Origin of the sequence: Aquimarina megaterium XH134 (assembly GCF_000520975.1) — a bacterium.
Classification (GTDB): Bacteria; Bacteroidota; Bacteroidia; order Flavobacteriales; family Flavobacteriaceae; genus Aquimarina; species Aquimarina megaterium.
In genome coordinates this window covers 34,702-60,847 of sequence record NZ_JACB01000061.1, presented here as the reverse complement: position 1 = coordinate 60,847, position 26,146 = coordinate 34,702, and the positions used below count along the sequence as shown (strand labels likewise).

Genomic DNA, 26,146 nt, shown 5'->3' with positions numbered 1-26,146 from the left:
CAGATATTTTATAAAACCCCTGTATACAGGGATTAAAGACTAGACCTCACAGGTTTTTAAAACCTGTGAGGTCTAAAATGTTTAATTTTAAATTACTGGTTTTAATGCTGCTATCATTTTATGGTCATTTTTGTTATATACTAAACGAGTTCATAATATACTATGTGTAGAAATTGGTGCAATTGCACTAGATGTTTTTCAGGGAATTTTAGGCTAAAAATTTACTGAAATCATAATTTTTTGGATTAAAATTTAGCTAGAAAAAGAGTGTTTTTTCACTCCATTTTTTTGATGTTTTTTGGTGTGAAAATGTACTTTTTTTAGTGATTTTGAGCACTATTTTTGGTCGTCTAGAGCAAAAAAAACGGCATCTAAGGTCAAAAAAAATCGCTTCTTAGGTGAGTTTTAGCGTTTTTTGGGCAAAAAAATACTCCTTGGCATCATAAAGTGCAGGGAGTACCCTTATCGTTGTAGTGTTACACTACGTATGTATACGTTCTTTTTTTCTGAATTGAAACATAGGGTTTAATGCGATATTCGAACGATCATGAATTTTAATTTGTTTAATAAATGCCATAGTCACCTCTTTTAAGGTAGTAGTCACTCTTATATCCCTATTCATCACCAAAGCATCCCCCGGATTCTTTTTGGCTGCTAATTTAAAACTTACCGACATATTCATCCTATTTAAAAATTCATAATCATCGGTAATGAATCAAGTTTTGTTCCAAAAACAAAAGATGATATGATAAACCTGCTAAAAAACAATGTAGGTATCTGATTATCAATAGTATGGATGGCAATGTCAAAATGACAATTAAATAATGCGGTTTGTTTGGCAGAATGGCAATAAATTAACATTTTTATTTAATATTTTATGTTAATAATTGCTTTGTGCTGAGAATTGCTTGTTAAGATTGTTAATGTAAATAACATAAGAATAGAGAGGGGTGGTTACCAACTTCCCCCAGCACCGCCACCGCCGAATCCGCCACCGCCAAAACCACCGCCAAAACCACCACTAGATCCTCCGCCAAAGCTTCCTCCACCAAAACTCCCACGTCCCATGTTGCTTAGGATGATTACATCCAGAAGGCTGCTTCCTGATCGATTTCCTCGATTTCCTTTTCCGCCATTTCTATGATTGCTTTTAGAAAAAGCTTTAATGATGATGATAAAAGCTATACCCAAAATAATTAATTCTGTTATAGGTAGCTCTTTTTTGTTTTTTCTAGAACCTTTAAAAGTGCCATCAAGCACTTGAAAAATTGCAGTAGTACCTTTATCTAAACCAGTATAAAAATTACCTCTTTTAAATTCTGGAGTTATGATCTGATCAATAATAGTTTTTGAGGTAAAATCTGTGAGCTTTTCTTCTACACCATACCCTGTGGCAATCCATATTTTCCTGTCATTTTTGGCTACCAGGATAAAAACACCATTATCTTCTTTACTTTGACCAATTCCCCATTTGTGCGCCCATTCTGCTGCGTATAAACCAATATTTTCACCTTGAAGAGAATTAATGGTAGCTACCACAATCTGTGTAGAGGTAGTGTCAGAATAACGAATTAATTTTTCTTGTAGGTGTTTTGACTCAGAAGTAGTAAGCATATCGGCTTCGTCATAAACAGCCGTTTGTAATTTAGGTTTTGGCGGAATTTTTCTTTGCGCAGATGTAGTATTAAAAGATAGGAAGGGTATTCCTAGAAACAATAAGAGCAATATGAATTGTTTGATAGTATTCATTTATCCTTTAGAGATTTCATCAGAGAGTTCATTGATATCGGTATGATCCCAGGGGAAGTATTTCTGTAATTGTTCTCCGGCAAGAAGAACTCCGTTAATTAATCCTTGAGTAAAATCACCTTTTTTAAACTGCTCGAGTATAGTATCTTTTGTGCTTTCCCAAAAATCATCTTCAACGACATCATTAATACCTTTATCTCCAAAAATAGCAAAACTACGGTCTTCTACAGCAACATAGATAAGAACCCCATTACGTTGGATGGTATTGTCCATTTTTAACCAATGAAAAACCTCGGTAGCTCTTTCTAAAATTTCTATTTCAGTATGTTTTTCAAGATGTACACGAATCTCTCCCGATGTTGTTTTTTCTGCACTTCTAATTGCTGCTACAACTTGTTGCTCTTGGTCATGAGTAAGAAAATCTTCTACTTTAGACATTATTTAAAATTAAAATCAACATCTGGTGCTTTTTCTGCTCCTCTATCGGCTTCAAACCGTGCCATTTCTTCAAGGCTTCCAAAAATACTTAAAATGATATTATTAGGAAATTTTCTCATAAATTTTGTATAGCCACCTACAGCTTCGTTGTACCTGTTACGCTCTACGTTAATCCTATTTTCTGTTCCTTCTAATTGGGTTTGCAGATTTAGAAAATTTTGATTTGCTTTTAGATCAGGATAACGCTCTACGGTTACTAATAATTTTGATAAGGCAGAGGTTAATCCTCCTTGTGCCTGTTGAAATTGTGCTATTTGATCTGGTGTAATATTACTAGGGTCAATATTTACAGCAGTTGCTTTGGCTCTGGCTTCGATTACTTCTTTTAGAGTATTACGTTCAAAATCTGCAGCTCCCTGAACAGTTTTAACTAAGTTGCCAATAAGGTCACTACGTCTTTGGTAAGCACTTTCTACATTAGACCATGCTGTTTTTGCATCTTCATGTAGTGTAACAGCAGTGTTATAACGACTTCCAAAAAAGAAATACAGAATTACAATGATTCCTACGATTACTAATACTGGTATTAAAAGTTTTTTCATAACTCAAATTATAATAAGATGACTTTTTATAGTTGTTCTTTAATCTTAAGCAATTGTCCTTTGATAGATTCTAGTTTTCTTATGATGTCGAAACTATCTAAGGCTTCTTGTTTCTGCTCTTTAAGGTGAGTTTTAGCACCTTCGAGAGTAAATCCACGTTCTTTTACCAGATGGTAAATTAACTCGAGATTTTTGATGTCTTCTGGAGTGAATTTTCTATTGCCTTTAGCATTTTTTTTAGGCTTTATAATATCAAACTCTTTTTCCCAAAAACGAATTAATGAGGCATTTACATCAAAAGCATCGGCTACCTCACCGATACTATAATACATTTTTTTAGGCAAGTCTACATACATACTTATTCTTTTTGTTGTGTAAAACTTCCGTCATCTTCAAAAATGAGCTTACTTTCAGGGAAATCCTCTTCTGTTAGTGATTTGATTTCATTTAACGCTCCCTTTTTCTCATCCATAAATGGATATACTTCATCTATTTGTTTGGCAGAATGAAGTTTTCCTTTAATAAAATTACCATCGGTATCAATATCGATTTCTGCAATAGGAGCATATCCTTTAATTCCTCTTAAATTAAATCGGGAGTAGGTGCAAAAATTGCCTAGGCTATATGCTATAAATTTGTTTTTATATACTTCAAAAGCTCTTGATACATGCGGGCCGTGCCCTAGAATGATATCAGCACCTGCATCAATCATAGTATGTGCAAAACGATATACATCACCGCGATCTTCACCATAAAAACGTTCTGTTTTTCTGGGAACATGAGTGTATTTAAGGCCTTCTGCCCCTCCATGAAAAGAAACGATCACGATATCTACCTTTTGTTTGAGTTCGGTTACGATTTTTTTAGCATTGGTTAAGTTATGAATTTTTATGCAATCCTTGTTAGGGGCAAAAGCACAAAATCCATACGTGATACCATCTTTTTCAAAAATTGTAGAAGGTTGAGCAAATACTCCTGCATAAGCAATATTGTGCTTTTCGAGAGTTTTAGAAGTATTCTTAATCCCGATTTCACCAAAATCACCAATGTGATTATTGGCAATACTCATTACATCAAACCCAGTTTCTTCAAGGTATTTTCCAAAATATTCTGGGGATCTAAAGGAGTAACATTTTGATGGATCAGAACAACGTTTAGCATTCTCTCCCTCATCAGTAAGTGTGCCTTCTAAATTACCAAAAAGTAAATCTGCCTGGCTAAGTATAGGATTAACATCATCAAAAGGACCTTTACCTTCAGGAGGTAAGTAACTATCATTAGGGAAATCAGTTCCCATCATGATATCACCAACGGCCATGATTTTGATATACTTTGGTTTTGCTAATTTTTGTTGAGTGTTTTGGACTATTACGTACATCGAATCCAATACTTCTTTTGAATATTTTTGAGCTTGTATTGAAGAACAGAAACCAAAAACGAAGACAATAAAAAGAAGTTTGCGCATTGATGTTTAATCTAAAGTTTCATTAATTAAATTAGAGGCCTTAAGCATTTCACTAAATTCTTCAGAAGTTAAACTTCCGTAGTAAAAATTACGAGGATTGATTCGTTCACCATCTTTAAAAATTTCATAATGTAGATGAGGTGCTACAGATCTTCCTGTGCTTCCTACGTATCCAATAACATCTCCACGATTTACTTTCTGACCTTTCTCTACATTATATTTACTTAAGTGAGCATATAAACTCACATAATTAAAGCCGTGATCAATACGAATATGCTTTCCATAACCAGAAGAATTAGCATCTGCCCGGGTTACTACACCAGTACCCGATGCATAAACTGGTGTCCCTGTATTAGCCGAAAAATCCATTCCGTAATGAAATTTTCGTGCTTTGGTAAAAGGATCACTTCTCCATCCATAACCAGAAGCCATACGTCTTAAATCCGAATTTTGTATGGGCTGTATAGCAGGGATTGTGGCTAATAATTCTTCTTTTTTCTCTGCCAACGATGCGATTTCATCAAGAGATTTTGATTGAACCACAATTTGTTTTGTTAATTTATCGATACGTTCACTGCTTTCAATAATAATATCAGAATTGTCAAAACCTTCTAAGCTTTTATATCTGTTTACACCTCCAAATCCAGCATTACGTAATTCCTCGGGAATAGGATTGGCACCAAAATAAAGGCGATAAATGTTATCGTCACGTTCTGCGATTTCTTTTAGAATATCTTCATCACGCTTCAATCTTTGATTCATTAAATCATACTGAAGCTGCATATTTTCAAGTTCTCTTTTATATGCTTTTTCTTTAGGAGTCTCTAATTGAGGGATATTAAGATAAATAAGAAGAAGGATGAAACCAGCTAAAAAAGCGCTAATAACTCCTAATGCAGCTATACCAAATTTACGACCTTTCTTTTGCTCAATTCTGCGATAAGAAAGCGTCTCACTATCATAGTAATATTTAACCTTTGACATAATCTAAAATATGCTATTTTTGCAGGATATCAACCAAAATGTGGTTTATAAAAAACCAAGACATCGCAACAAATATAATAAATTGTTACAAAGTCCAGAAAAAACTGACAAATATCGATTTAGAATCTTTTTTTTAAACAACGCAAAATAATGATCGCGATTGTGTTAAGTGTTTTATTTCGAAAAAATAGTAATACATAGAATTCATGAAATCCCAAGAAATACGAAATCAATTTTTAGAGTTTTTTAAATCCAAAAAACATAGCATCGTGCCTTCTGCACCAATGGTGATTAAGGACGATCCTACTTTAATGTTTACTAATGCCGGGATGAACCAGTTTAAAGAATTCTTTTTAGGTAATGGTATTCCAAAAAGTAATCGAATAACAGATACTCAAAAATGTTTACGTGTAAGTGGTAAACATAATGATCTGGAAGAAGTAGGTATGGATACCTATCACCATACTATGTTCGAAATGCTTGGGAATTGGAGTTTTGGAGATTATTTTAAAAAAGAAGCAATTCAATGGGCCTGGGAATTATTGACCCAAGTATATGGTATAGATAAAGATATTCTTTATGTTTCTGTTTTTGAAGGTGCGAAAGATGAAAACCTGGATATGGATCAGGAAGCTTATAATCTTTGGACGGCTATTGTTCCTGAAGAGCGTATCATCATGGGAAATAAGAAAGATAATTTCTGGGAAATGGGAGATCAGGGACCTTGTGGTCCTTGTTCCGAAATTCATGTAGATATTCGTTCTGATGAAGAAAAAGCTAAAACTCCTGGTCGGGACCTGGTAAATATGGATCATCCACAAGTGGTAGAGATCTGGAACCTGGTTTTTATGCAGTATAACCGAAAAGCAGATGGATCATTAGAGAAGTTGCCCGCGCAACATGTAGATACCGGAATGGGTTTCGAACGTTTATGTATGGTGTTACAAGGAGTGAAATCAAATTATGATACCGATGTTTTTACACCTTTAATTCGAGAAATTGAAACGATCACCAATTCTACATATGATAAAAATAGCTTACCAACCAATGATGATGGAAAAGTAAGTGTTGCAATTCGTGTTATTGCCGATCATGTAAGAGCTGTGTCATTTTCTATTGCAGATGGCCAACTACCTAGTAATACAGGAGCAGGATATGTGATACGAAGAATTTTGCGTAGAGCTATTCGATATGGGTTTACTTTTCTGGATACCAAAGAACCTTTTATATATAAGTTGGTAGAAACACTTAGTAAACAAATGAGTAAAGCTTTCCCTGAATTGAAGGCTCAGAAAAACTTAATTACTAATGTAATTAAAGAAGAAGAACAATCTTTTTTAAGAACATTGGATCAAGGATTAGTATTGCTAGAAAATGTGATCAAGAATACCAAAGGAAATATAATCTCTGGAGAGAAAGCTTTCGAATTGTATGATACTTTTGGTTTTCCGATTGATTTAACAGCTTTAATTTTAAGTGAGCAGGGATATGAATTAGATGAAAAAGCTTTTGAAATAGAACTTCAGAAACAAAAAGATAGATCCAGAGCAGCATCACAAGTAACTGCGGGAGATTGGAAAATATTACTAGATGATACTACTACAGAAAATTTTATTGGATATGATCATCTTAAAACAGATGTAAAAGTAACCCGTTATCGCAAAGTAAATAGTAAGAAAGATGGAGAACTGTTTCAGTTAGTGTTTGATAAAACACCTTTTTATCCCGAAGGAGGGGGACAGGTTGGAGACAAAGGATATCTAGAGGTACCTAATGGTGATGTGGTATACATCATAGATACCAAGAAAGAAAATAATCTGATCATTCACTTTACTAAAAATTTACCTAAGCATATAGACGAGACTTTGACTGCTGTGGTAGATGAAAAACAACGTTCGAGATCTGCTTCTAACCATACAGCAACACATTTGATGCATCAGGCATTGCGTACAATTCTGGGTACTCATGTAGAACAAAAGGGATCGATGGTTCATAGTGGTAATTTACGTTTTGATTTTTCTCATTTTGCTAAAATGACTACTGAAGAATTGAAAGAAGTTGAGCATTTTGTAAATGCGAGAATTCGCGAGCAACTTCCACTAGAAGAGCGACGCAATATTTCTTATGATCAGGCAATAGAAGAAGGAGCAATAGCACTGTTTGGAGAAAAATATGGAGATACAGTAAGAGCAATACGATTTGGAGAATCTATGGAGCTTTGTGGTGGTACTCATGTAAAAAATACCAGTAGTATATGGCATTTTAAAATTGTATCAGAAAGTGCAATTGCAGCAGGGATTCGTAGGATTGAAGCAATTACCGGTGATGCAGCAAAAGAATTCTTTACAACTCAATCTGAAGCGTATGGAGAAGTAAAAGCAGTTCTTAAAACAAAGGATCCTTTAAAAACTATTATATCATTACAAGAAGAAAACTCAAGTCTGAAAAAACAAATAGAAACTCTTCTTAAGGATAAAGCTAAAAACCTGAAAGGAGATCTTAAATCAGAATTTGAAGATGTAAATGGGGTTAAATTTCTGGCTAAAAAAGTAGACTTAGATGCAGCCGGAATTAAAGATTTGTCATTCGAATTAGGAGGTGAACTTGAAAATGTTGTCATGCTATTCGGATCAGATCAGAAAGGAAAGGCCTTGTTGTCATGCTATATTTCTAAAAATCTGGTAGAAGAAAAACAGTTAAATGCTGGGCAAATGGTTCGTGAACTTGGTAAGTATATTCAAGGTGGTGGTGGTGGACAACCATTTTTTGCTACAGCAGGAGGAAAGAACCCTGCCGGTATAGAAGAAGCATTAGAGAATGCAAAACAATATTTGAAATAATCTTAAACTATAAAACTCTCCCTCTTCCGCATAAAGGAAGAGGTTGGAGTAAGGAGACTTATGAACCTACAAACCAAAATAACGCTACAGTCTCAAGAGCCAAAAGTTGATTATAACTCAGAACTTTTACTGTTAGGTTCATGTTTTGCAGAAAACATAGGAGAGAAATTCGAATATTTTAAGTTCAGGAATAAGATCAATCCATTTGGGATATTATTTCACCCTAAAGCAATAGAAACATTTTTGTGGATGGCTACTCAGGGAGAACAATATACCGATACAGATTTGTTTTATATCAATGAACAATGGCATTGTTTTGATGCACACTCCTCTTTAAGCAATGCCGATCAAAATGTAGCATTGTCTAATTTAAACACGGCATTAACGACTACAAGAAAGAATATTAATTCTGCGACACATGTTTTTATCACTTTAGGAACCGCTTGGGTATATCGATTAAAATCTCTGGATATGGTGGTGGCGAACTGTCATAAAATTCCGCAAAGAGAGTTTGAAAAAGAATTATTATCTGTAGATGAGATCAATCAATGCCTTCAGAATTGTATACATCTAATTAGAGGTATTAACCCTTCAGTAGAAATTGTATTTACTGTTTCCCCTGTACGGCATAGTAAAGATGGGTTTGTAGAAAACAATAGAAGTAAGTCTCATTTAATCACATCGCTACATCAAACTATTAGTAGCAATAAAAATCTAAATTATTTTCCTTCTTATGAAATCATGATGGATGAACTTAGGGATTATCGGTTTTACAATGTAGATATGATTCACCCTAATACACTGGCGATAGATTATATTTGGGAGCGTTTTTCTGAAGCTTGGATTTCTGAAAAGACTGCCCAGACTATGGGTAGAGTCGAAGAAATCAAAAAAGGAATGATGCATAGACCGTTTAATCCACAAAGTGAGCAACATGTGTTATTTTTACAGAAGCTTGAATCAAAAAAATATCAACTCTATAAAGAATACCCTCATATGATTTGGGGAGAATGATTATTTATGAGTTCTATGATTAAAATAAAAAGAGGTGACTGTAGTAAATACAGTCACCTCTTTTATTTTTATAACGTGTTGTTTAATTATTAGGGATAAACAGAGGAGATAAAGTAACGGTTGCATTACCTCGGGCACCTACGTGATTGGTATAGGTTTTGTTTTTTTGAATGGTATACAAAGAATCTACATAATCATCGTTATTGGTGTACCATTCATCTGGCATTGCTTGTAAGATAGCTCCTGCCACCTGCCCAAGTACATTTACCCATGGCTGTCCAGAAACTGTACCAACAATTTGAAAAATACCATCAACAATAATGGTGACCAATTGCTTAAAATTGTAGTTGTCATCTTTTTCGAATAATTGGATATTTGCTGCCTGGTATTTATAATCGTCCCAGAAAAGCAAGATTTGGTTAGGGTAATATGTTGTGCCTTCATAATCCAGATAATACATAGGTATGATCTTTACTTCAGCTTCATTACTGTTGTTTTTTATTCCAGAAGTGATAGCGTAAACTTCTGCAGCACCACTAATCCAGGGCTCCTCATCGTTATTTAATCGTATTTTGTCTAATTTGGTAGTTTCAAGCCCTGCATTGGCTTTTGAAGAAGGACTTAAGTCCATTTTAGCAGACTTAAAACGATTATTTTGTAATCCAGCAGTTTGTAACTGCTTATTCATATAATCAACTTCTGCTTTTAAGGTTTCATAACCTTTGGTTTCTATAACAAGTACAGGTACACTAGGTATATCTTTAACGTCTAGAAAAACGGTTTCTCCATCAAGCGTATACGCTTCAATTTTTGTCCATGATTTTTCATCACCTTCGGGAGCAAATGATACTAATAGATCAGCGTAGTTTACAGATTTATTATTAGGTTTTTGTAACCATAATTCTGGTATTTCTATATTATCAGGTATTTCATTAGATTTAAGCTGATTATCTGCTTTATCTACTACTTTTTTTAAGGATTGATACGATTCCTGATCTGATAATAAGGAGGCGTTTTCTTTTAATACTTTAGATAACTTAATACCTGGTGTTCGATCTTTGCCTAATACCTCCACAATATTAGTACTAAACTCTGTGTTAGCTAGTAAATCAATTAGGTCAAATGCAATCTTCTTTTTGTCTATTCTATTCTTGTTTTGAACGACATTAGTTTCGTTAACGACTACTTCTTCCGTTTCGCAATTAAAAAATAACAAGGAAACGAGAACTACATTTAAAAGTAAAAATGATTTTTTCATAATTTTAATATACTTAAGTTAGTTTTGTCTTTTAAAATTAGGAAAATGATATCTTATTACCTTGATTTGCAAGGTGTTAAATACTCAAAAAAAATGTGGTTAGGCCATAAAAATTGACAAGTGATTTTTTGTTTTTTACATATTTATTATGCATGCATATAAAGTTGCACTTTATATATAATCTGTTGGTAATGAGGTTTTTGATAGTATTTAAGTTGTTTTGGTTAAGAATTTTAGAAACACACACACTTATATGGTAGCAAACTAAAAATTCTAGAAGCCATGATTTCTGAAGAAATAATTTAAAAAAAAGAAATAGTATTCTATACCGTAAATTCTGAATTGATCACAGTATCAATACCGCTATTAATTAAATGTTTAATATTAGGTCTTTTAGATTGTATGTTTTTAAGATGTTCTAACACTTGCGAAGCAAATATTGAATCTCTATCATAAACTAATTCATAAATCTCTAAAGAGAGTAACCAATCGCTGGGGTGATCTTTTTCTAAAATTTCGAATACGGCTTCCAGTGAAAACGTAGTATTTTTTCCTTCTCTAATATTTTTAATAGAGGAGTATAAAGAATGTAGATCTTTTTCTTTTTCAGAATATGTTCTTTGTGCAGTAACCAACGAAGGGTTATGAGTCACTAAATCAAATGAGTTATCATCTGCAGGACCAGAGAAAGCAGATACGATTTCTTTTCCGACAGCCAAATCAAAAGTACCCCATTCTGGTTTAAAAAGATATTCGTCTTTGTATTTGATAGTACATTCACTAAATTGAATTAAAATCAATTCACCTTTAATGTTTCTTATCCCGGTAATATTAGTTCCTGCAATAGTAATTCCACTTTCGAATTCGAATTCTATATACTCTCCATCATAGAAATTATAAGCTTTCAGGTCTCTTGGAGACATGTTTTCTATAGCAAGATTGATCCCTTTTAATTTCCCAAGAGGAGATCTAAGCCCATTAGGGTGAGCTTCTATACCATGGCCAATAAGCTCTTTTTCTCTAAAAGAAAGTGCTGTTGGGCCACTAGTTTCAAAATAAATAACTTCGTTATCCTCATTTTTTATCATTCGGGTAAATACTCCCGAGATTTGTAGACCAGTACTTAACTCTATGGTTCCTAAATTTTCTGATTCGATTAATTTTGCAAGTCCTCTGTGCCCACCTTTTCTTAAAGCCATAGTATCTGCAAATTCTTCTAATACCTGACATAAATAAGCAAAATCTGGCGTTACAAAGAGTTGAGGTTGTGGTTTGGTAATGTCAAAATCCTGAAAAGCAGCATCGGGAGAGTAGGGCAGTTTTTTTACATTGTCTGTCATGCACCATTCGCTTTCTCCAATCGAGGAAAGCAATCCTGCACCATAGATTCTAGGTTCATCTACTGTACCAATTAGACCATATTCAACCGTCCACCAATGTAAGTTACGTATCAAAGCCATTTCCGAAGGGTTCTCTTTTTGATTTTGTAACTCTTCTATTTTTCTTTCTGCTTCTTCTATCTCTTTTGGATTTGTACCATATGCCTCTTTTAGAATAGAAAGTGTACGCACAGCTTCATACATATCATAATCTTTTTTAGAAGAGATTGCTTTGCAACCAATTTTCCCGAAACGTCGTAGGTACTCTGCATAATCAGGATTAGCAATGATAGGAGCATGTCCCGCCGCTTCATGAATTATATCGGGAGCAGGGGTGTATTCAATATTTTCTAATTGCCTGATGTCTGATGCGATAACAAGAATATTATATGCCTGAAACTCCATAAATGCATTAGGAGGGATAAATCCATCGACAGCTACAGCCGCCCAACCAATTTCTTTTAAAATTCGATTCATTCCATACATACTTGGTATCTCATCGATCGAAATTCCTGTCTTTTTAAGGCCATTTAGATAAGAATTATGGGCAACTTTACTAAGAGAAGTGGTGTTTTTGCGCATAACATACCTCCAAACCGCTTGATTTATCGGCGTATACTCTTCATAATTTTGTGGTTTTATGAATTGTTTTAAATGTGCGGGAAGCCTTTCAATTAGGGGGTTAGATACAATATTTAGAGACATATATAGAAATTAATTTTTTATCAAGACAATTTAATTGGAAAATTAATAGTTTTATTTTGATATTGAAGTATTCTTAAATAGTTAAATTTGTTTTATCAATTAAAAAAATAAATGGTTGTGAGAATTAAGCTGATAGTATTAGGATTGTTATTATTTACATTAGGTATAAATGCCCAGGTTACATATAGTGAACCAGTAAGTTGGGGTATGCAGGAGAAAAAAAGCATAGTTCCGATGCTTATGAAAAATTTTGATTTGGCTAAAATTGAAGCTGAAGATGCCAAGAATGATTTAGATAAATCAAGACCATGGAGATTTGGTTATGAACTTAAAGTAAACTTAGGTCTTAAAAATTCTGGAGTATGGGACGAATTACCCAATGGAGATAGAATATGGCGTATTAATATTATATCTAAAGGTGCCAAGACATTAAATTTCATTTTTGACACCTATAAAATACCTAGAGGAGCTACCGTGCATCTATATAATAGAGATAAATCTGATCTTTTGGGTGCATATACAAATATCTTTAACAGACCAGACCAGATGCTAGGTACTTGGATGGTAGAAGGAGATAATGTTTGGATAGAATATTTTGAACCTGCTTCTGTTGCTGGTAAAGGGCAATTAAATATTGCTAAAGTAATTCATGGATATCGTTCAATTACAAATACTCAAATTCAGCAAAAAATAGATGAATCGGGAGACTGTAATCAAGATGTGAATTGTCCTGTTGGAGAAGATTTTGATGAATTAAAAGATAGATTAAAACATGCTGTAGCTTTTGTGATTATGCAAGGATTTGTTTGTACAGGGACATTGATTAATAATACGAAGAATGATAAAGCACCATATTTTTTGACAGCTAATCATTGTAATGCTGGTAATGAATCTACTTGGGCATTTCGTTTTAATTGGATTAGTCCTAATCCTTCTTGTGCAACAACTACAGGCAGTACAGATGCAGCAGTAAACCAAACAACGAGTGGAGCTACACGATTAGCTGCGAATGCAGAATCTGATTTCAAACTGTTGAATTTGGATGGAGGTTTAGATGAATCCTGGGATTTAGAATGGGCCGGTTGGGATCGAAGAGATGTAGCAGCAAATTTTGCGATAGGGATTCACCATCCTAGTGGAGATATAATGAAGGTATGTAGAGAAAATACAGCGTTATCACAAATAAAAACTAATATTGGGGGTTTAACGGCTCCTGTTGATTCCTGGCAGGTAATAGATTGGGATCTTGGAGTTACAGAAGGAGGATCTTCTGGTTCTGCTCTTTTTGATCCAAGTGGTAGAATAGTAGGGCAACTTGCGGGAGGAGGAGCAGCCTGTTCTGGAACAAATGATAATGGTCTTTCAGATTTTTATGGTAGGTTTAATATTTCATGGAGTTTTGGTAACTCAGATTCTAACAGACTCTCTAATTGGTTAGATCCTGATAATACGGGAAGAGAAACATTAAATATGCTTTCTCAAGAAAACGGCGGAAACCCGCCACCACCGCCACCGCCACCAATTGATCCTGATCCTGAACCTGAAGAAGAAAAGGTGTTAGCGGTTTCGTTTAACGCATCAGAAGCTATTATTAGTATTACTAATACAGTAGAGGGTAAATTAGAATATTACCTTTATAATATTTCAGGAATGGTTGTAGATTCTGGGAAATTGTCTGAGGAAAAAGGACAAATTGATATGTCAGATAAATCTACAGGAATGTATTTTATTTATGTTAAAAACACATCTGATGGTACTTCCTTTACCAAAAAGGTAATTGTAAGTAAACAATTCTAGATATAGAATAACAAAATACAAAGAGTTATTCTTTGGATCTTATCCCAAAGAATAACTCTTTATTATTACCATCTTTTAAAATTAGAGTATCTTCTTTCTGGATTCTGGTTTTAACTTCAATAAGAGTTTTAAAAAATTCTTTTTCTATTGCTGCATTTTTTTTACAATACATTTTTGTTGCAATAGGAAAGCTAAAAGAAATAGTGTTGCCTTCTTCGGTATACTTAGACGAAAACGTATTACAGCCAGAATGGCCATAAGCAGAGCTTTGTTCTTCGTCAAAAGTGATATGTAACTTCCTGTTAGAAACATCTTTCTCATTAAGACGAGTAATAGAAAAAGTTGTTTTTTTAGTAACCTTATTTTCTTTTTCCTGACTTTTGACTGCTGCATTATTTTTGTTTGCACAACTATTTGTATTTGAAAATGCCACGAAAAACAAAATGATTAGTAAAGATTTCATAAGTCTAGTTTCTTTTTATGGTTAATATAGTATTATTTATAACATAAATTCATCATAATCATTGTTTTTGGTCGCAAAAATATGGGTTATATGAGATTAAAATTTATTTTTGAGTGGAAAACAAAATACCTACCATGAAATGAGTATAGTTAAGGTTTTTGATACCGGCTTCACTTTATTAGTTGAGCCTGTTGAAAAATGATTACTATGTGAATTTTATCTGACCAATAAAAATGATAAATCGAAACAGATGAGACCCGAAAGCAGAAAACAAGAAATTATAAATGCAGCAGCTATTCTTTTTAAGGAAAAAGGGTATAGTGCAGTAACTATGAGAGATTTGGCAAAAGCTATGGGGATTAAAGCAGCAAGCTTGTATAATCATATTCAGTCAAAACAAGAAATATTATCTACTATCATAATTGGACTTGCAGAAGAATTTACTATTGGGATGAATAAAATTGTGAATTCTGATGAAAATACGATCCAAAAGCTGGAAAACATTATTGACTTACATATAGATGTGACATTGCGAAATGCAGATGGTCTAGCTTCACTTAATAATGATTGGATGCATCTTGAAGAAAATAATTTGCAATATTTTGAGAAAATGCGCCAGGAATATGAAGATAATTTTAGAGATATAGTAAAGAAAGGATTAGAAAAAGGAGAGATTAAACCCTATAATGTAGAAATTATGGTGTTTTCTACACTCTCTACCTTAAGAACATTGTATTTATGGTACCCCGAACAAAAAGAGATTGATTCTGATATCTTGAAACGAGATATGATATCAGTATTGTTAAAAGGAGTGGCATGACTAGTATTTTGAGGTAGTCATAAAATTAACAGATAATTATTTGTGTATCAAACTAACAATTGTTAGTTTTGTTTAGCTATAACTATATAGTTAAATTAAGATATGACTGATTTTTATTCTATTCGTGTTTCTGAATTAACTAAAGAAACTAAGGATTGTACATCTATCACTTTTGATATACCAGAAGAGCTTAGAAATACATTTTTGTTTAAGCAAGGCCAGCATCTTACTCTAAAAACATCTATTAATGATGAAGAGGTAAGACGCTCTTATTCTTTGTGTTCGAGTCCTGTTGAAAATAAATGGCAGGTGGCAGTTAAACGAATTGATCAGGGATTGTTCTCTAACTTTGCAAATGATGTGCTTAAAGAAGGAGATGTTCTGGAAGTAATGCCTCCTATGGGAAACTTTTTTGTTGAAGTAGCACCTTCAAAAGCCAAAAATTATATTGTTTTTGCTGCAGGAAGCGGTATTACACCCATATTATCTATACTAAAAACTCATCTTGCATCTGAACCAGAAAGTACTTTCAAGCTCTTTTACTTGAATCGGAATGCGAAATCCATTATCTTTAAAGAAGAGATAGAAGCGCTTAGAAACAAGTATTTTGGAAGAGTAGAGATATTTTACTTTTTAACAAAAGAACATCGGGATATACCATTACTTAATGGAAGATTTACAGAAGAAAAGATACAGGAACTTACTGATAAAATAATTGACGTATCCAGTGTAGATGAATGCTTTGTCTGTGGCCCCGAAGAAATGATCTTTTTGATTAGGGATGGATTGATGAATGCAGGATTGTCAAAAGACAAAATTCATTATGAACTTTTCTTTTCAGGTGTTTCTGAAGAAGATAAGAAAAAAGCAGCAGAAGTAGTTGATCATAAATTTGATGGAACCGTGGTTACTATTATAGATGGCGGAAAAGAGTTTCACTTTGCCATGGATGATGATCATGATAATATATTAGATGGAGCGTTGGCTTCTGGCGCAGATCTGCCTTTTGCCTGTAAAGGCGGAGTGTGCAGTACTTGTAAATGTAAAGTTGTTGAAGGAGCAGTAGAGATGAAGATAAATTACGCATTAGAAGAAGATGAGGTAGCAAAAGGCCTTGTCTTATCTTGCCAGGCTGTTCCTACTACAGAAAAAGTAGTAGTTGATTTTGATGTATAAAACTCTAGGATTATGAGCGAAAAAGAAATAAAAAACCATGGGACTGGGCAGAGTCTAAGTCTAGAAGAAATCTTTGAGCAGAGAATTGCCAGAGATGAAAAGATCGAACCTAAAGATTGGATGCCGGAAAAATACCGAAAAACTCATATTCGGCAAATTTCTCAACACGCACATTCCGAAATTATTGGAATGCTACCAGAAGGAAACTGGATCACCCGTGCACCCTCTCTAAGACGTAAAGTAGCTTTGTTAGCTAAAGTTCAGGATGAGGCAGGACATGGATTATACTTATATAGTGCATGTGAGACTTTAGGAATTTCTAGAGAAGAGCTATACGAGCAATTGCATACAGGTAAAGCAAAATACTCTAGTATATTCAATTACCCTACAATCACCTGGGCAGATATGGGAGCAATTGGCTGGCTGGTAGATGGTGCGGCAATTATTAATCAAGTGCCACTATGCAGTACTTCTTATGGACCATATGCAAGAGCGATGATTAGAGTATGTAAAGAAGAGAGTTTTCATCAGCGTCAAGGATATGAAATAATGATCACATTGGCGAATGGTACCCCAGAGCAAAAAGAAATGGCGCAAGATGCGTTAAATAGATGGTGGTGGCCATCGTTGATGATGCTGGGACCTACAGATGCAGAATCTGTACATACAGCCCAATCAATGAAGTGGAAATTAAAAAGAAAAACTAATGATGAATTACGTCAGCAGTTTATTGATCAAACAGTTCCGCAAGCAGAATTAATTGGACTTACTATTCCTGATCCGGATTTAAAATGGAATGAAGAAAAAGGGAGTTACGATTTTGGAGAAATAGATTGGGACGAATTCTGGCAAGTAGTAAAAGGTCATGGCCCTTGTAATAAAGAGCGTATGGCAGCTAGAGTTAATGCCTGGGAAAAAGGAGAATGGGTAAGGGATGCAGCGATGGCATATGCCAAAAAACAAGAAGATAAAAAGCTTAAAAAAGCAATATAATAATTCTGAATTCAGAATTTAAAATTCATAATTATGAAAAATAACTGGCCACTTTGGGAAGTGTTTGTAAGAAGTAAAAATGGTTTAGAACATCGTCATTTTGGTAGTATTCATGCGGCCGATGCAGAAATGGCTTTAGAAAATGCCAGAGATGTATATACGCGAAGAAATGAAGGAGTAAGTATATGGGTAGTAGAATCTAAACATATCACTGCATCAAACCCCGAAAATAACGGAGAATTATTTGAACCTGCTCAGGATAAAGTGTATAGACACCCTACATTTTATACATTACCAGATGAAGTAAAACATATGTGATTTTTACAATGGTAAAAATTGCAATTCCCGTGAATACGGAAAACTTACTATTTGAAATTAAAGTTATTTAAATAAGATACCCATCATTACGGGCAGTGTTATGAAAAACGAAAATAAAATACAATACATCTACGGTATAGCAGATAATGCTTTGATCCTTGGTCAGCGATTATCAGAATTATGTGGGCATGGACCAAACCTGGAAACAGATATTGCAATGACTAATATGGCATTAGATTTATTAGGCCAAACGCGAAGTTATTACCAATACGTGGCTCAGCTTTCTGGAGATGGAAAAACTGAAGATGATATTGCTTTTTTGAGAATAGAAAGACAGTACAAAAACGTACTTCTTGTCGAACAACCAAACAGACACTTTGGATATGTGATTACAAGACAGTTTTTCTATGACGCTTTTCACTTACTATTGTTAGAAGAATTGCAAAATAGTGATGATGAAACAGTAGCAGCAATTGCAAAGAAAGGAATTAAAGAAGTAAGTTATCATCAAAGATTTTCGTCTGACTGGATGAAAAGATTGGGAGATGGTACAGAAGAAAGTCATCAAAAAGTTCAGGAAGCAGTTGATGATCTGTGGAAGTATACAGACGAACTATTTCATATGACAGAGGATGATAAAATTGCTGTAGAAAATGGAGTTGGTGTTAATACTGCGGCTTTGCGAGAAAAGTACGACCAAAGGATTAGAGACGTATTTGAAGAGGCTAGAATTACCATACCAGAAACAAAATGGTTTCAGAAAGGCGGTAAACAAGGTATTCATAGTGAACATATGGGCTACTTGCTTTCAGATTTGCAATATATGCAACGTACCTATCCTAATATGAAGTGGTGAAATAATACAGAATACCGAATTTAGAATATTGAATGATGAAGAGAAATAAAACTTCAGCCTTGGATATTAAATGTTCGATATTCCATATTTATTATGACAATAGAATTTGAGAAACATATTGATCCTACGCTGATTCCAATTTTGGAAAAAGTTCATGATCCCGAAATTCCGGTATTGTCTATTATGGATATGGGAGTGGTTCGCTCTGCTCAAATGATAGAAACTATTGCTCAGATTACAATTACCCCAACATATAGTGGTTGCCCTGCAATGGATGTGATAGGGGATGATATTATAAGTGCTTTTGCAAAAAAAAATATAGAAGCCAAAGTTTCCTTAGTCTTATCGCCGGCATGGACTACCGATTGGATTACACCAAGAGGTAGAGAAGCTCTAGAAAAATATGGGATTGCCGCACCTTTACATGAAAAAGCAGATAAAGAAGCATTACTTGGAGGTAAAAAAATAGTAAAATGTACCCAATGTGGCTCAACAAACACAAAAATGGTAAGCCAGTTTGGTTCGACAGCGTGTAAAGCACTTTTTCAATGTAATGATTGTTTAGAACCTTTTGATTACTTCAAATGTCTCAAATAATGATGCTCGGATTAAGAACAACAATATATAAAGTTAGTGATCTGGATAAAGCCAGGAAATGGTATTCAGACGCATTTAATACGAAACCCTATTTCGACGAACCTTTTTATATAGGATTCAATATAGGAGGGTATGAACTTGGATTACTTCCAGAAGAAGCCCCTTCAGAAACAAAATCTGATAGCGTACTTTCGTATTGGGGTGTAGAAAAGATAGATGCAACATACCAAAGATTACTCGATTTAGGAGCTACCGAACATGAAAAACCAACAAATGTAGGAGGAGAAATCGTGGTAGCAACAGTTAAATGCCCATGGAATAATATCATCGGAATAATTTATAACCCACAATTCAAAATAGAGAATTAAATATGCCTTCAATCGAATTGCACATTGATAATGGAGTAGCGAGAATAACGCTAAACCGCCCAGATACTTTTAATAGTTTCAATAGAGAAATGGCCTTGTTACTACAAAAAACATTAGACGAGTGTAATGCTAATGATAAAGTAAGAGCCATTATGCTTATCGGAAACGGAAAAGCGTTTTGTGCAGGACAGGACCTTAAAGAAGTAACTTCTCCCGAATTGAACCCTGGTTTCAGAAAAATATTAGAAGAACATTATAATCCAATAATCAGCCGCATTAGAACTATCGAAAAACCTATTGTGGCAGCTGTAAATGGAGTTGCTGCAGGAGCAGGAGCTAATATAGCTTTGGCGTGTGATATTGTTGTAGCTACTGAGGCGGCAAGCTTTATCCAGGCATTTAGTAAGATAGGATTGGTTCCTGATAGTGCCGGAACTTTTTTTCTACCCAGATTAATCGGTTTTCAAAAAGCTTCTGCTTTAATGATGTTAGGTGATAAAGTAAGCGCAAGAGAGGCAGAGCAATTAGGGATGATATATAAAGTGTTTGAAACAGAAACCTTTGAAGAAGAGGTGACTAAGCTGGTTTCAAAATTAGCTCAAATGCCAACCAAAGCTTTAGGATTGACTAAGAGATTATTAAATCAGTCATTGGTAAATACGCTCGATGAGCAATTAGCAATAGAATCGGATCTACAGATAGAATCTGCAGAAAGTGAAGATTATGCAGAAGGTGTAAATGCATTTATTGAAAAAAGAAAACCAATATTTAAAGGTAAATAAGAATGATGATTGTTGGAGTAATAGGATCAGGAACAATGGGAAGTGGTATCGCTCAGGTAGCAGCTACTTCTGGTTGTAAAGTAAAAGTATTTGACACAAAGCAAGAAGCACTAGATAGAAGTAAACAAGCTTTAGAAAAAATTCTTTCCCGCTTGATTGAAAAAGGAAGAATTGATCAAACAGAGAAAACACGTATTCAAGGTAATATTTCTTATGTAGATTCTTTAAAAGACCTTAAAGACGCAAATCTTACTATCGAAGCTATCATAGAGAACCTGGATATTAAAAAGAAAGTATTTTCAGAACTAGAAACATATGTTTCAGAAGATACCATTATTGCATCCAATACCTCCTCTTTATCTATAGCATCTATAGCATCATCATTACAAAAACCAGAGCGATGTATAGGAATTCATTTTTTTAACCCTGCTCCGTTAATGAAATTGGTTGAGGTGATTCCGGCAGTACAAACTTCAACTCAGGTTACCGACAAGGTGGTAGAAATCATTAATGGCTGGAAAAAAGTAGTTGCCTTAGCAAAAGATACTCCCGGGTTTATTGTGAATCGTGTAGCACGACCATTTTATGGAGAATCTTTACGTATTTATGAAGAAGGCTTGGCTGATATTGCTACCATAGATTGGAGTTTAAAAACTTTGGGAGGGTTTAGAATGGGCCCTTTTGAATTAATGGATTTTATAGGAAACGATATCAATTATACGGTTACAGAAACTGTTTTCAAAGCATTTTACTATGATCCCCGATATAAACCTTCTTTTACACAAAAAAGATTGTCTGAAGCAGGATATCTAGGAAGAAAATCAGGTAAAGGATATTATGATTATAGTGATACTGCAGTAAAAGATGCCCCAAAAGAAGATAAAGTACTGGCAGAGTATATTTTTAATAGAGTATTAGTAATGTTAATTAATGAAGCTGCTGATGCATTATTCTGGAATATAGCTTCGGCAGAAGATATTGATAATGCAATGACCAAAGGAGTAAATTACCCTAAGGGATTATTAACCTGGGCAGATGAAAAAGGAATTGACTGGTGTGTTACTATGCTGGATAATCTCTATAATGAATATCATGAAGATCGATATCGATGTAGTCCACTATTAAGAAAAATGGTGAAAGAGAATAGAACTTTTTTTAGTGAAAAATTAGTTGCAGATAATTAATCTACTGGTATGATAAAATCAGAAAAAATCCCTAATAAGATGTTGTCCCAAGACGCCTTTAGCCAATGGTTAGGTATCGAAATTATTGAAGTCGAAAAAGGAAGATGTAAAGTAGGAATGACGATTAGGAAAGAAATGCTCAATAGCATGAGTAAAGCTCACGGAGGAATATCCTATAGCTTAGCTGATACAGCTTTTGGCTTTTCTGCAAACACCCATGGCAAATATGCTGTATCTATAGAAACCTCGATCAATCATATCGAGGCATTAGAAGAGGGGGATTATCTAACAGCAGAAGCTACAGTTGATATTACTAAAACAAAAGTAGGCTTCAATATTGTAGAAGTTAAAAGAGGAGATGATATTGTCGCACTTTTTAAAGGAGTAGTATATAGAACCAGTAAAGACTGGGAGGAATAAATATAAAACCGTAAAATGATAAATATAAAAGTGGTTCAGATATATGAGATTACACTTTAGAATTTATGATTTAACATTTAAAATTTAAACTTTTGAAAGAATCGTATATAATAGACGGAGTCCGCACTCCTATAGGAAGCTATAAAGGAACATTATCAGCAGTAAGAACTGATGATTTAGGAGCTTTGGTAATAGAAAAGTTAGTAGAAAATAATCCAAATATTCCAAAAGATGCATATGATGATGTCATTATGGGGTGTGCTAATCAGGCTGGTGAAGATAATCGTAATGTAGCCAGAATGGCTGCGTTATTAGCAGGGCTACCTTTTACTGTTCCGGGAGAAACGGTTAATCGTTTGTGTAGCTCAGGGTTATCTGCAATAATACATGCTAATAGAGCAATCAAAGCAGGAGACGGCGATCTATTTATTTCGGGTGGAGTAGAAAATATGACACGTGGGCCATACGTGATCGCAAAACCGTCATCTGCCTTTGGTAATGATTCTAAAATGTATGACTCTAGTTTTGGATGGCGATTTGTAAATCAAAAAATGCATGACCTGTATGGTACAGATGGTATGGGAAATACTGCAGAAAATCTGGTAGAGAAATATAATATATCTAGAGAAGATCAGGATGCATTTGCGTATTGGAGTCAGATGAAAGCAACCAATGCCCAGAAATCGGGGAGATTAGCCAAAGAAATTACTACAGTCGAAATCCCACAGCGCAAAAAAGATCCAATCTTATTCTCTGATGATGAATTTGTAAAACCAACTACTACCAAAGAGGTATTAGCAAAATTACGTCCAGCTTTCAAAAAAGAAGGTAGTGTAACAGCAGGAAATTCTTCAGGATTAAATGATGGAGCAGCAGCTACCATTATTGCATCAGAAGATGCAGTTAAAAAATACAATCTAAAAACACTAGCTAGAATAGTAAGCTCTGCAGTGGTAGGAGTAGAACCTAGGATTATGGGTATCGGACCTGTTCAGGCTTCTAATAAAGCTCTGGAAAAAGCAGGGATTACAATGGATGATATAGATGTTATTGAGCTTAATGAAGCCTTTGCCTCACAAGCATTAGCGTGTATACGAGAATGGGGATTAGCAGATGATGACCCAAGAATAAACCCTAACGGAGGATCTATTGCAATTGGGCATCCATTAGGAGTAACAGGTACCAGGATCGCGTATTCTGCAGCTTTAGAGTTACAACAACAAAATAAACGATATGCACTAATCACAATGTGCGTTGGAGTAGGTCAAGGATATGCTTGTGTAATCGAAAATACAAATGTCTGATTTATGAAAAAACTAGAAAGCTACATAAACGGAAAATGGACTTCAGGTTCTGGAGATGGAATCGTAATGCACGATGCCATTACAGGTGAAGTTATTGGGACGTCTACAACTGAAGGATTAGATATCCCCGAAGTATTACAATATGGTAGAACAAAAGGAGGAGAAATACTGAGGGAAATGACTTTTCAGCAACGTGGTAATATGCTTAAAAAATTGGCATTATATCTTACCAAACGCAAAGAAGAGTTTTATGAACTAAGTTATCGTACAGGAGCAACCCGAATAGATAGCTGGATCGATATCGAAGGTGGTTTTGGTAATCTTTTTGCCAATGCATCATTACGAAAACTATTCCCTAATCAACCATACCATGTAGAAGGAGATCCTATAGATCTGTCTAAAGGAGGACGGTTTATGGCACATCATATTTTAGTACCCAAAAGAGGAGTCGCTGTACATATCAATGCTTTTAATTTTCCTATTTGGGGAATGCTAGAAAAATGTGCTGTTAACTGGATGGCAGGAGTACCAGCAGTGGTATTACCTGCACCACAAACCGCATATTTAACAGAAGCAGTAGTACGAGTAATTATAGATTCTGGAATACTCCCCGAAGGAGCATTACAGTTACTTAGCGGAATGACCAAAACGATTCTGGACACAGTAGAATCTCAGGATGTAGTAACTTTTACAGGTTCTGCGCATACAGGAAGAATGTTGAAAGCACATCCAAGACTTATAGAAGAATCTGTACCTTTTACAATGGAGGCAGATTCATTAAATGCTTCTATATTAGGAAAAGATGCTGTGCCAGGTACACCAGAGTTTGACTTATTTGTTAAAGAAGTTCGAAAAGAAATGACTGTGAAATGTGGTCAGAAATGTACTGCAATTCGTAGAATTATTGTGCCTTCAGAATTGGTTGAAGATGTACAAATTGCTTTAGGTCAACAGTTGGATAAAGTTACTGTAGGAGATCCAAGATTGAAAGAAGTGCGAATGGGAGCACTGGCAAGTAAGCAGCAGGTAGAAAGTTTTAAAAATAATATCTCAGAAATAGCTAAAACTGCTCAGATTGTATATGGTGATTTAGATAAACTTGAAACTGTAGGAGCCGATGCTCAAAAAGGAGCATTCGTAAGTCCGATTTTGATGCGAGAAGATAACCCATTCAAAAATACAAATGCACATACGATTGAAGCATTCGGTCCGGTAGCGACTATTATGCCTTATGATACGCTAGAAGATGCTATTACCTTATCTCAAATGGGTAAAGGATCATTAGTGTCCTCTATTTTTACATACGATGATAAAATAGCCAAAGATTATATCGTAGGTGCAGCTTCTCATCACGGACGTATCTTGGTTGGTAATCGAGAAAATGCGAAACAAAGTACTGGTCATGGTTCTCCATTACCATTACTTACACATGGAGGCCCGGGACGAGCTGGTGGTGGCGAAGAAATGGGAGGAATGCGAGGAATTAAACACTTTATGCAACGTTGTGCCATCCAGGGAACACCAACCACACTTACCGAAGTAACAGGTATATACCAGGCAAATTCTGCGTATAAAGAATCAGAAAATCATCCGTTCTCATATCATTGGGAGGATATAGAACCGGGAATGTCACTAAAAACCCATAAACGTACAGTAACTGATACAGATATCATTGGTTTTGCAAACCTTACCTGGGATCATTTCTATGCGCATACCGACATCACATCTTTAGACGGGAGTATTTTTGAAAAACGAACGGCACATGGGTATTTTATCCTGGCAGCCGCAGCGGGATTATTTGTATATCCAAACAAAGGCCCAGTAGCAGCTAATTATGGATTAGAAGAATGTAGATTCTTGAGACCAATCTATCATAATGATACAGTATATGTTAGACTAACCTGTAAAGAAAAAGTAGATCGCGATGTTGCAAGTGCAGAACATCCTAGTGGTATTGTAAAATGGTTTGTAGAAGTATTTGATACCGAAGATGAGTTAGTAGCTATTGCTACCATTTTAACAATGGTACAGAAAAAACAAACCTCTCTTGTAGAAATGACCGAAGCAAAAATTAAGAAATGCTTACTGAAACTATCTGCAGACACCAAACCAAAATGGGGGATTATGACACCCCAGCATATGATAGAACATTTGGAGTATACCTATAAAATTGCTTCAGGAGAAATTCAGGATTTTGAAATTGCAACACCAGAAAAGATTTTGGATAAAGTACATAATAGCTTATATAATTACGAACCTTTTCCTAAAAACACAGATTTTCCATTACTTAAAAAAGGAGAGTTAGAAGATTTAAAACATCCTGACCTAGAAACAGCTGTAATAAAGCTGAACGAAGCAAGAGAAGTATATAAAACATATTTTAAGGAAAATCCAGATGCAATACTAAAAAATATTGTTTTCGGAGAATTGAATAAATATGAATGGTATCTGTTAGAAAGAAAACATTTAAACCATCACTTTGATCAATTTGATCTGTTAGGCTAAGTAGTTTAGAAAATAAAATATAAACCTCACAGGTTTTGAAAACCTGTGAGGTTTTAGAAGAAAAAAATATATTATAAAAACCGAACAATGTAAAATAGTAAATGATAAAATTTTAAAGCAATGTTATCT

General features: G+C 34.6%; 25 protein-coding genes. 15 read left to right on the top strand and 10 right to left on the bottom strand.

All coding sequences use genetic code 11. The features are described from left to right. Positions 1-481: 481 nt before the first annotated feature. The 7 genes from Z053_RS0124955 to Z053_RS0124925 all read right to left on the bottom strand — a co-directional run bounded on the left by Z053_RS0124955 (position 482) and on the right by Z053_RS0124925 (position 5,238). Positions 482-676 (bottom strand): hypothetical protein, encoded by a 195-nt coding sequence (locus tag Z053_RS0124955; RefSeq protein ID WP_035096784.1) that lies wholly within the window; start codon positions 674-676, stop codon positions 482-484. A gap of 278 nt (positions 677-954) precedes the next feature. After that, complete coding sequence (locus Z053_RS0124950; RefSeq protein WP_025667689.1) at positions 955-1,749, bottom strand: TPM domain-containing protein; 795 nt, start codon at positions 1,747-1,749, stop codon at positions 955-957. Continuing rightward, positions 1,750-2,187, bottom strand: a complete 438-nt coding sequence (locus Z053_RS0124945) for a TPM domain-containing protein (RefSeq protein ID WP_025667688.1) — start codon at positions 2,185-2,187, stop codon at positions 1,750-1,752. Next, entirely contained in the window at positions 2,187-2,789 is a 603-nt protein-coding gene (locus Z053_RS0124940) for a LemA family protein (RefSeq protein ID WP_025667687.1), read from the bottom strand. Before Z053_RS0124940 ends, Z053_RS0124945 begins: the two co-directional genes overlap by 1 nt. A 26-nt stretch (positions 2,790-2,815) precedes the next feature. Next, positions 2,816-3,145 carry a MerR family transcriptional regulator gene (locus Z053_RS0124935; protein ID WP_025667686.1) on the bottom strand — a complete coding sequence of 110 codons (330 nt, stop codon included), beginning with the start codon at positions 3,143-3,145 and terminating at the stop codon, positions 2,816-2,818. A gap of 2 nt (positions 3,146-3,147) precedes the next feature. Next, the gene (locus Z053_RS0124930; protein ID WP_025667685.1) at positions 3,148-4,254 is read right to left on the bottom strand and encodes a CapA family protein; all 1,107 of its coding nucleotides are present in this window, start codon (positions 4,252-4,254) and stop codon (positions 3,148-3,150) included. A gap of 6 nt (positions 4,255-4,260) precedes the next feature. Then, the gene (locus Z053_RS0124925; protein ID WP_025667684.1) at positions 4,261-5,238 is read right to left on the bottom strand and encodes a M23 family metallopeptidase; all 978 of its coding nucleotides are present in this window, start codon (positions 5,236-5,238) and stop codon (positions 4,261-4,263) included. 206 nt (positions 5,239-5,444) lie between these two features. On the opposite strand from Z053_RS0124925, the gene alaS reads away from it, so the two are divergent. Then, on the top strand, positions 5,445-8,078 hold the full coding sequence (gene alaS, locus Z053_RS0124920) for an alanine--tRNA ligase (protein ID WP_025667683.1): 2,634 nt from the start codon (positions 5,445-5,447) through the stop codon (positions 8,076-8,078). A 60-nt stretch (positions 8,079-8,138) separates the two neighbouring features. Continuing rightward, the gene (locus Z053_RS0124915; protein WP_025667682.1) at positions 8,139-9,092 is read left to right on the top strand and encodes a GSCFA domain-containing protein; all 954 of its coding nucleotides are present in this window, start codon (positions 8,139-8,141) and stop codon (positions 9,090-9,092) included. Between the two features lie 82 nt (positions 9,093-9,174). Here Z053_RS0124915 and Z053_RS0124910 read toward each other — a convergent pair whose 3' ends face one another. Together Z053_RS0124910 and Z053_RS0124905 are read right to left on the bottom strand one after the other, a co-directional pair. Continuing rightward, on the bottom strand, positions 9,175-10,350 hold the full coding sequence (locus Z053_RS0124910; RefSeq protein WP_025667681.1) for a DUF3103 family protein: 1,176 nt from the start codon (positions 10,348-10,350) through the stop codon (positions 9,175-9,177). A gap of 323 nt (positions 10,351-10,673) precedes the next feature. Further along, positions 10,674-12,434 (bottom strand): aromatic amino acid hydroxylase, encoded by a 1,761-nt coding sequence (locus Z053_RS0124905; protein ID WP_025667680.1) that lies wholly within the window; start codon positions 12,432-12,434, stop codon positions 10,674-10,676. A gap of 117 nt (positions 12,435-12,551) precedes the next feature. On the opposite strand from Z053_RS0124905, the gene Z053_RS0124900 reads away from it, so the two are divergent. After that, positions 12,552-14,231, top strand: coding sequence for a T9SS type A sorting domain-containing protein (locus tag Z053_RS0124900; RefSeq protein WP_025667679.1), 1,680 nt, complete (start codon positions 12,552-12,554; stop codon positions 14,229-14,231). Between the two features lie 25 nt (positions 14,232-14,256). Here Z053_RS0124900 and Z053_RS0124895 read toward each other — a convergent pair whose 3' ends face one another. Continuing rightward, on the bottom strand, positions 14,257-14,694 hold the full coding sequence (locus tag Z053_RS0124895) for an META domain-containing protein (protein WP_035096778.1): 438 nt from the start codon (positions 14,692-14,694) through the stop codon (positions 14,257-14,259). Positions 14,695-14,944: 250 nt separating this feature from the next. Between Z053_RS0124895 and Z053_RS0124890 the strand changes: the two genes are divergently transcribed. From Z053_RS0124890 to paaZ, 12 genes are all read left to right on the top strand, one after another. Continuing rightward, positions 14,945-15,514, top strand: a complete 570-nt coding sequence (locus tag Z053_RS0124890; RefSeq protein WP_025667677.1) for a TetR/AcrR family transcriptional regulator — start codon at positions 14,945-14,947, stop codon at positions 15,512-15,514. Between the two features lie 102 nt (positions 15,515-15,616). Then, on the top strand, positions 15,617-16,690 hold the full coding sequence (locus Z053_RS0124885; RefSeq protein WP_025667676.1) for a 2Fe-2S iron-sulfur cluster-binding protein: 1,074 nt from the start codon (positions 15,617-15,619) through the stop codon (positions 16,688-16,690). A 12-nt stretch (positions 16,691-16,702) separates the two neighbouring features. Beyond that, positions 16,703-17,683, top strand: a complete 981-nt coding sequence (paaA, locus tag Z053_RS0124880; protein ID WP_025667675.1) for a 1,2-phenylacetyl-CoA epoxidase subunit PaaA — start codon at positions 16,703-16,705, stop codon at positions 17,681-17,683. A gap of 33 nt (positions 17,684-17,716) precedes the next feature. Further along, positions 17,717-18,001, top strand: coding sequence for a 1,2-phenylacetyl-CoA epoxidase subunit PaaB (gene paaB / locus Z053_RS0124875; protein WP_025667674.1), 285 nt, complete (start codon positions 17,717-17,719; stop codon positions 17,999-18,001). Between the two features lie 100 nt (positions 18,002-18,101). Next, on the top strand, positions 18,102-18,857 hold the full coding sequence (gene paaC, locus Z053_RS0124870) for a 1,2-phenylacetyl-CoA epoxidase subunit PaaC (RefSeq protein WP_025667673.1): 756 nt from the start codon (positions 18,102-18,104) through the stop codon (positions 18,855-18,857). A gap of 93 nt (positions 18,858-18,950) precedes the next feature. Then, positions 18,951-19,454, top strand: a complete 504-nt coding sequence (gene paaD, locus Z053_RS0124865; RefSeq protein ID WP_025667672.1) for a 1,2-phenylacetyl-CoA epoxidase subunit PaaD — start codon at positions 18,951-18,953, stop codon at positions 19,452-19,454. Next, positions 19,454-19,822 carry a VOC family protein gene (locus Z053_RS0124860; protein ID WP_231389138.1) on the top strand — a complete coding sequence of 123 codons (369 nt, stop codon included), beginning with the start codon at positions 19,454-19,456 and terminating at the stop codon, positions 19,820-19,822. The genes paaD and Z053_RS0124860 overlap by 1 nt, the downstream gene beginning before the upstream one ends. A 2-nt stretch (positions 19,823-19,824) precedes the next feature. Further along, positions 19,825-20,604, top strand: coding sequence for an enoyl-CoA hydratase-related protein (locus Z053_RS0124855; protein WP_025667670.1), 780 nt, complete (start codon positions 19,825-19,827; stop codon positions 20,602-20,604). Positions 20,605-20,609: 5 nt separating this feature from the next. Beyond that, positions 20,610-21,788, top strand: a complete 1,179-nt coding sequence (locus Z053_RS0124850; protein ID WP_025667669.1) for a 3-hydroxyacyl-CoA dehydrogenase NAD-binding domain-containing protein — start codon at positions 20,610-20,612, stop codon at positions 21,786-21,788. Between the two features lie 9 nt (positions 21,789-21,797). After that, entirely contained in the window at positions 21,798-22,208 is a 411-nt protein-coding gene (locus Z053_RS0124845; RefSeq protein ID WP_174412107.1) for a PaaI family thioesterase, read from the top strand. 92 nt (positions 22,209-22,300) lie between these two features. Further along, on the top strand, positions 22,301-23,512 hold the full coding sequence (locus Z053_RS0124840; RefSeq protein ID WP_025667667.1) for a 3-oxoadipyl-CoA thiolase: 1,212 nt from the start codon (positions 22,301-22,303) through the stop codon (positions 23,510-23,512). Between the two features lie 3 nt (positions 23,513-23,515). Next, positions 23,516-26,017, top strand: coding sequence for a phenylacetic acid degradation bifunctional protein PaaZ (paaZ, locus tag Z053_RS0124835; protein WP_025667666.1), 2,502 nt, complete (start codon positions 23,516-23,518; stop codon positions 26,015-26,017). Positions 26,018-26,146: the final 129 nt, after the last annotated feature.

What these genes read in the sequence shown, in the direction of transcription:
- Z053_RS0124890 (WP_025667677.1), top strand. Translation starts at nt 14,945, where the DNA reads ATGAGACCCGAAAGCAGAAAACAAGAAATTATAAATGCAGCAGCTATT.
- paaZ (WP_025667666.1), top strand. Translation starts at nt 23,516, where the DNA reads ATGAAAAAACTAGAAAGCTACATAAACGGAAAATGGACTTCAGGTTCT.
- Z053_RS0124855 (WP_025667670.1), top strand. Translation starts at nt 19,825, where the DNA reads ATGCCTTCAATCGAATTGCACATTGATAATGGAGTAGCGAGAATAACG.
- Z053_RS0124925 (WP_025667684.1), bottom strand. Translation starts at nt 5,238, where the DNA reads ATGTCAAAGGTTAAATATTACTATGATAGTGAGACGCTTTCTTATCGC.
- Z053_RS0124950 (WP_025667689.1), bottom strand. Translation starts at nt 1,749, where the DNA reads ATGAATACTATCAAACAATTCATATTGCTCTTATTGTTTCTAGGAATA.
- Z053_RS0124895 (WP_035096778.1), bottom strand. Translation starts at nt 14,694, where the DNA reads ATGAAATCTTTACTAATCATTTTGTTTTTCGTGGCATTTTCAAATACA.
- Z053_RS0124935 (WP_025667686.1), bottom strand. Translation starts at nt 3,145, where the DNA reads ATGTATGTAGACTTGCCTAAAAAAATGTATTATAGTATCGGTGAGGTA.
- Z053_RS0124930 (WP_025667685.1), bottom strand. Translation starts at nt 4,254, where the DNA reads ATGCGCAAACTTCTTTTTATTGTCTTCGTTTTTGGTTTCTGTTCTTCA.
- Z053_RS0124945 (WP_025667688.1), bottom strand. Translation starts at nt 2,187, where the DNA reads ATGTCTAAAGTAGAAGATTTTCTTACTCATGACCAAGAGCAACAAGTT.
- paaC (WP_025667673.1), top strand. Translation starts at nt 18,102, where the DNA reads ATGAAAAACGAAAATAAAATACAATACATCTACGGTATAGCAGATAAT.
- Z053_RS0124850 (WP_025667669.1), top strand. Translation starts at nt 20,610, where the DNA reads ATGATTGTTGGAGTAATAGGATCAGGAACAATGGGAAGTGGTATCGCT.
- Z053_RS0124860 (WP_231389138.1), top strand. Translation starts at nt 19,454, where the DNA reads ATGATGCTCGGATTAAGAACAACAATATATAAAGTTAGTGATCTGGAT.
- Z053_RS0124885 (WP_025667676.1), top strand. Translation starts at nt 15,617, where the DNA reads ATGACTGATTTTTATTCTATTCGTGTTTCTGAATTAACTAAAGAAACT.
- Z053_RS0124910 (WP_025667681.1), bottom strand. Translation starts at nt 10,350, where the DNA reads ATGAAAAAATCATTTTTACTTTTAAATGTAGTTCTCGTTTCCTTGTTA.
- Z053_RS0124940 (WP_025667687.1), bottom strand. Translation starts at nt 2,789, where the DNA reads ATGAAAAAACTTTTAATACCAGTATTAGTAATCGTAGGAATCATTGTA.
- Z053_RS0124905 (WP_025667680.1), bottom strand. Translation starts at nt 12,434, where the DNA reads ATGTCTCTAAATATTGTATCTAACCCCCTAATTGAAAGGCTTCCCGCA.
- paaB (WP_025667674.1), top strand. Translation starts at nt 17,717, where the DNA reads ATGAAAAATAACTGGCCACTTTGGGAAGTGTTTGTAAGAAGTAAAAAT.
- alaS (WP_025667683.1), top strand. Translation starts at nt 5,445, where the DNA reads ATGAAATCCCAAGAAATACGAAATCAATTTTTAGAGTTTTTTAAATCC.
- Z053_RS0124845 (WP_174412107.1), top strand. Translation starts at nt 21,798, where the DNA reads ATGATAAAATCAGAAAAAATCCCTAATAAGATGTTGTCCCAAGACGCC.
- paaA (WP_025667675.1), top strand. Translation starts at nt 16,703, where the DNA reads ATGAGCGAAAAAGAAATAAAAAACCATGGGACTGGGCAGAGTCTAAGT.
- paaD (WP_025667672.1), top strand. Translation starts at nt 18,951, where the DNA reads ATGACAATAGAATTTGAGAAACATATTGATCCTACGCTGATTCCAATT.
- Z053_RS0124955 (WP_035096784.1), bottom strand. Translation starts at nt 676, where the DNA reads ATGTCGGTAAGTTTTAAATTAGCAGCCAAAAAGAATCCGGGGGATGCT.
- Z053_RS0124915 (WP_025667682.1), top strand. Translation starts at nt 8,139, where the DNA reads ATGAACCTACAAACCAAAATAACGCTACAGTCTCAAGAGCCAAAAGTT.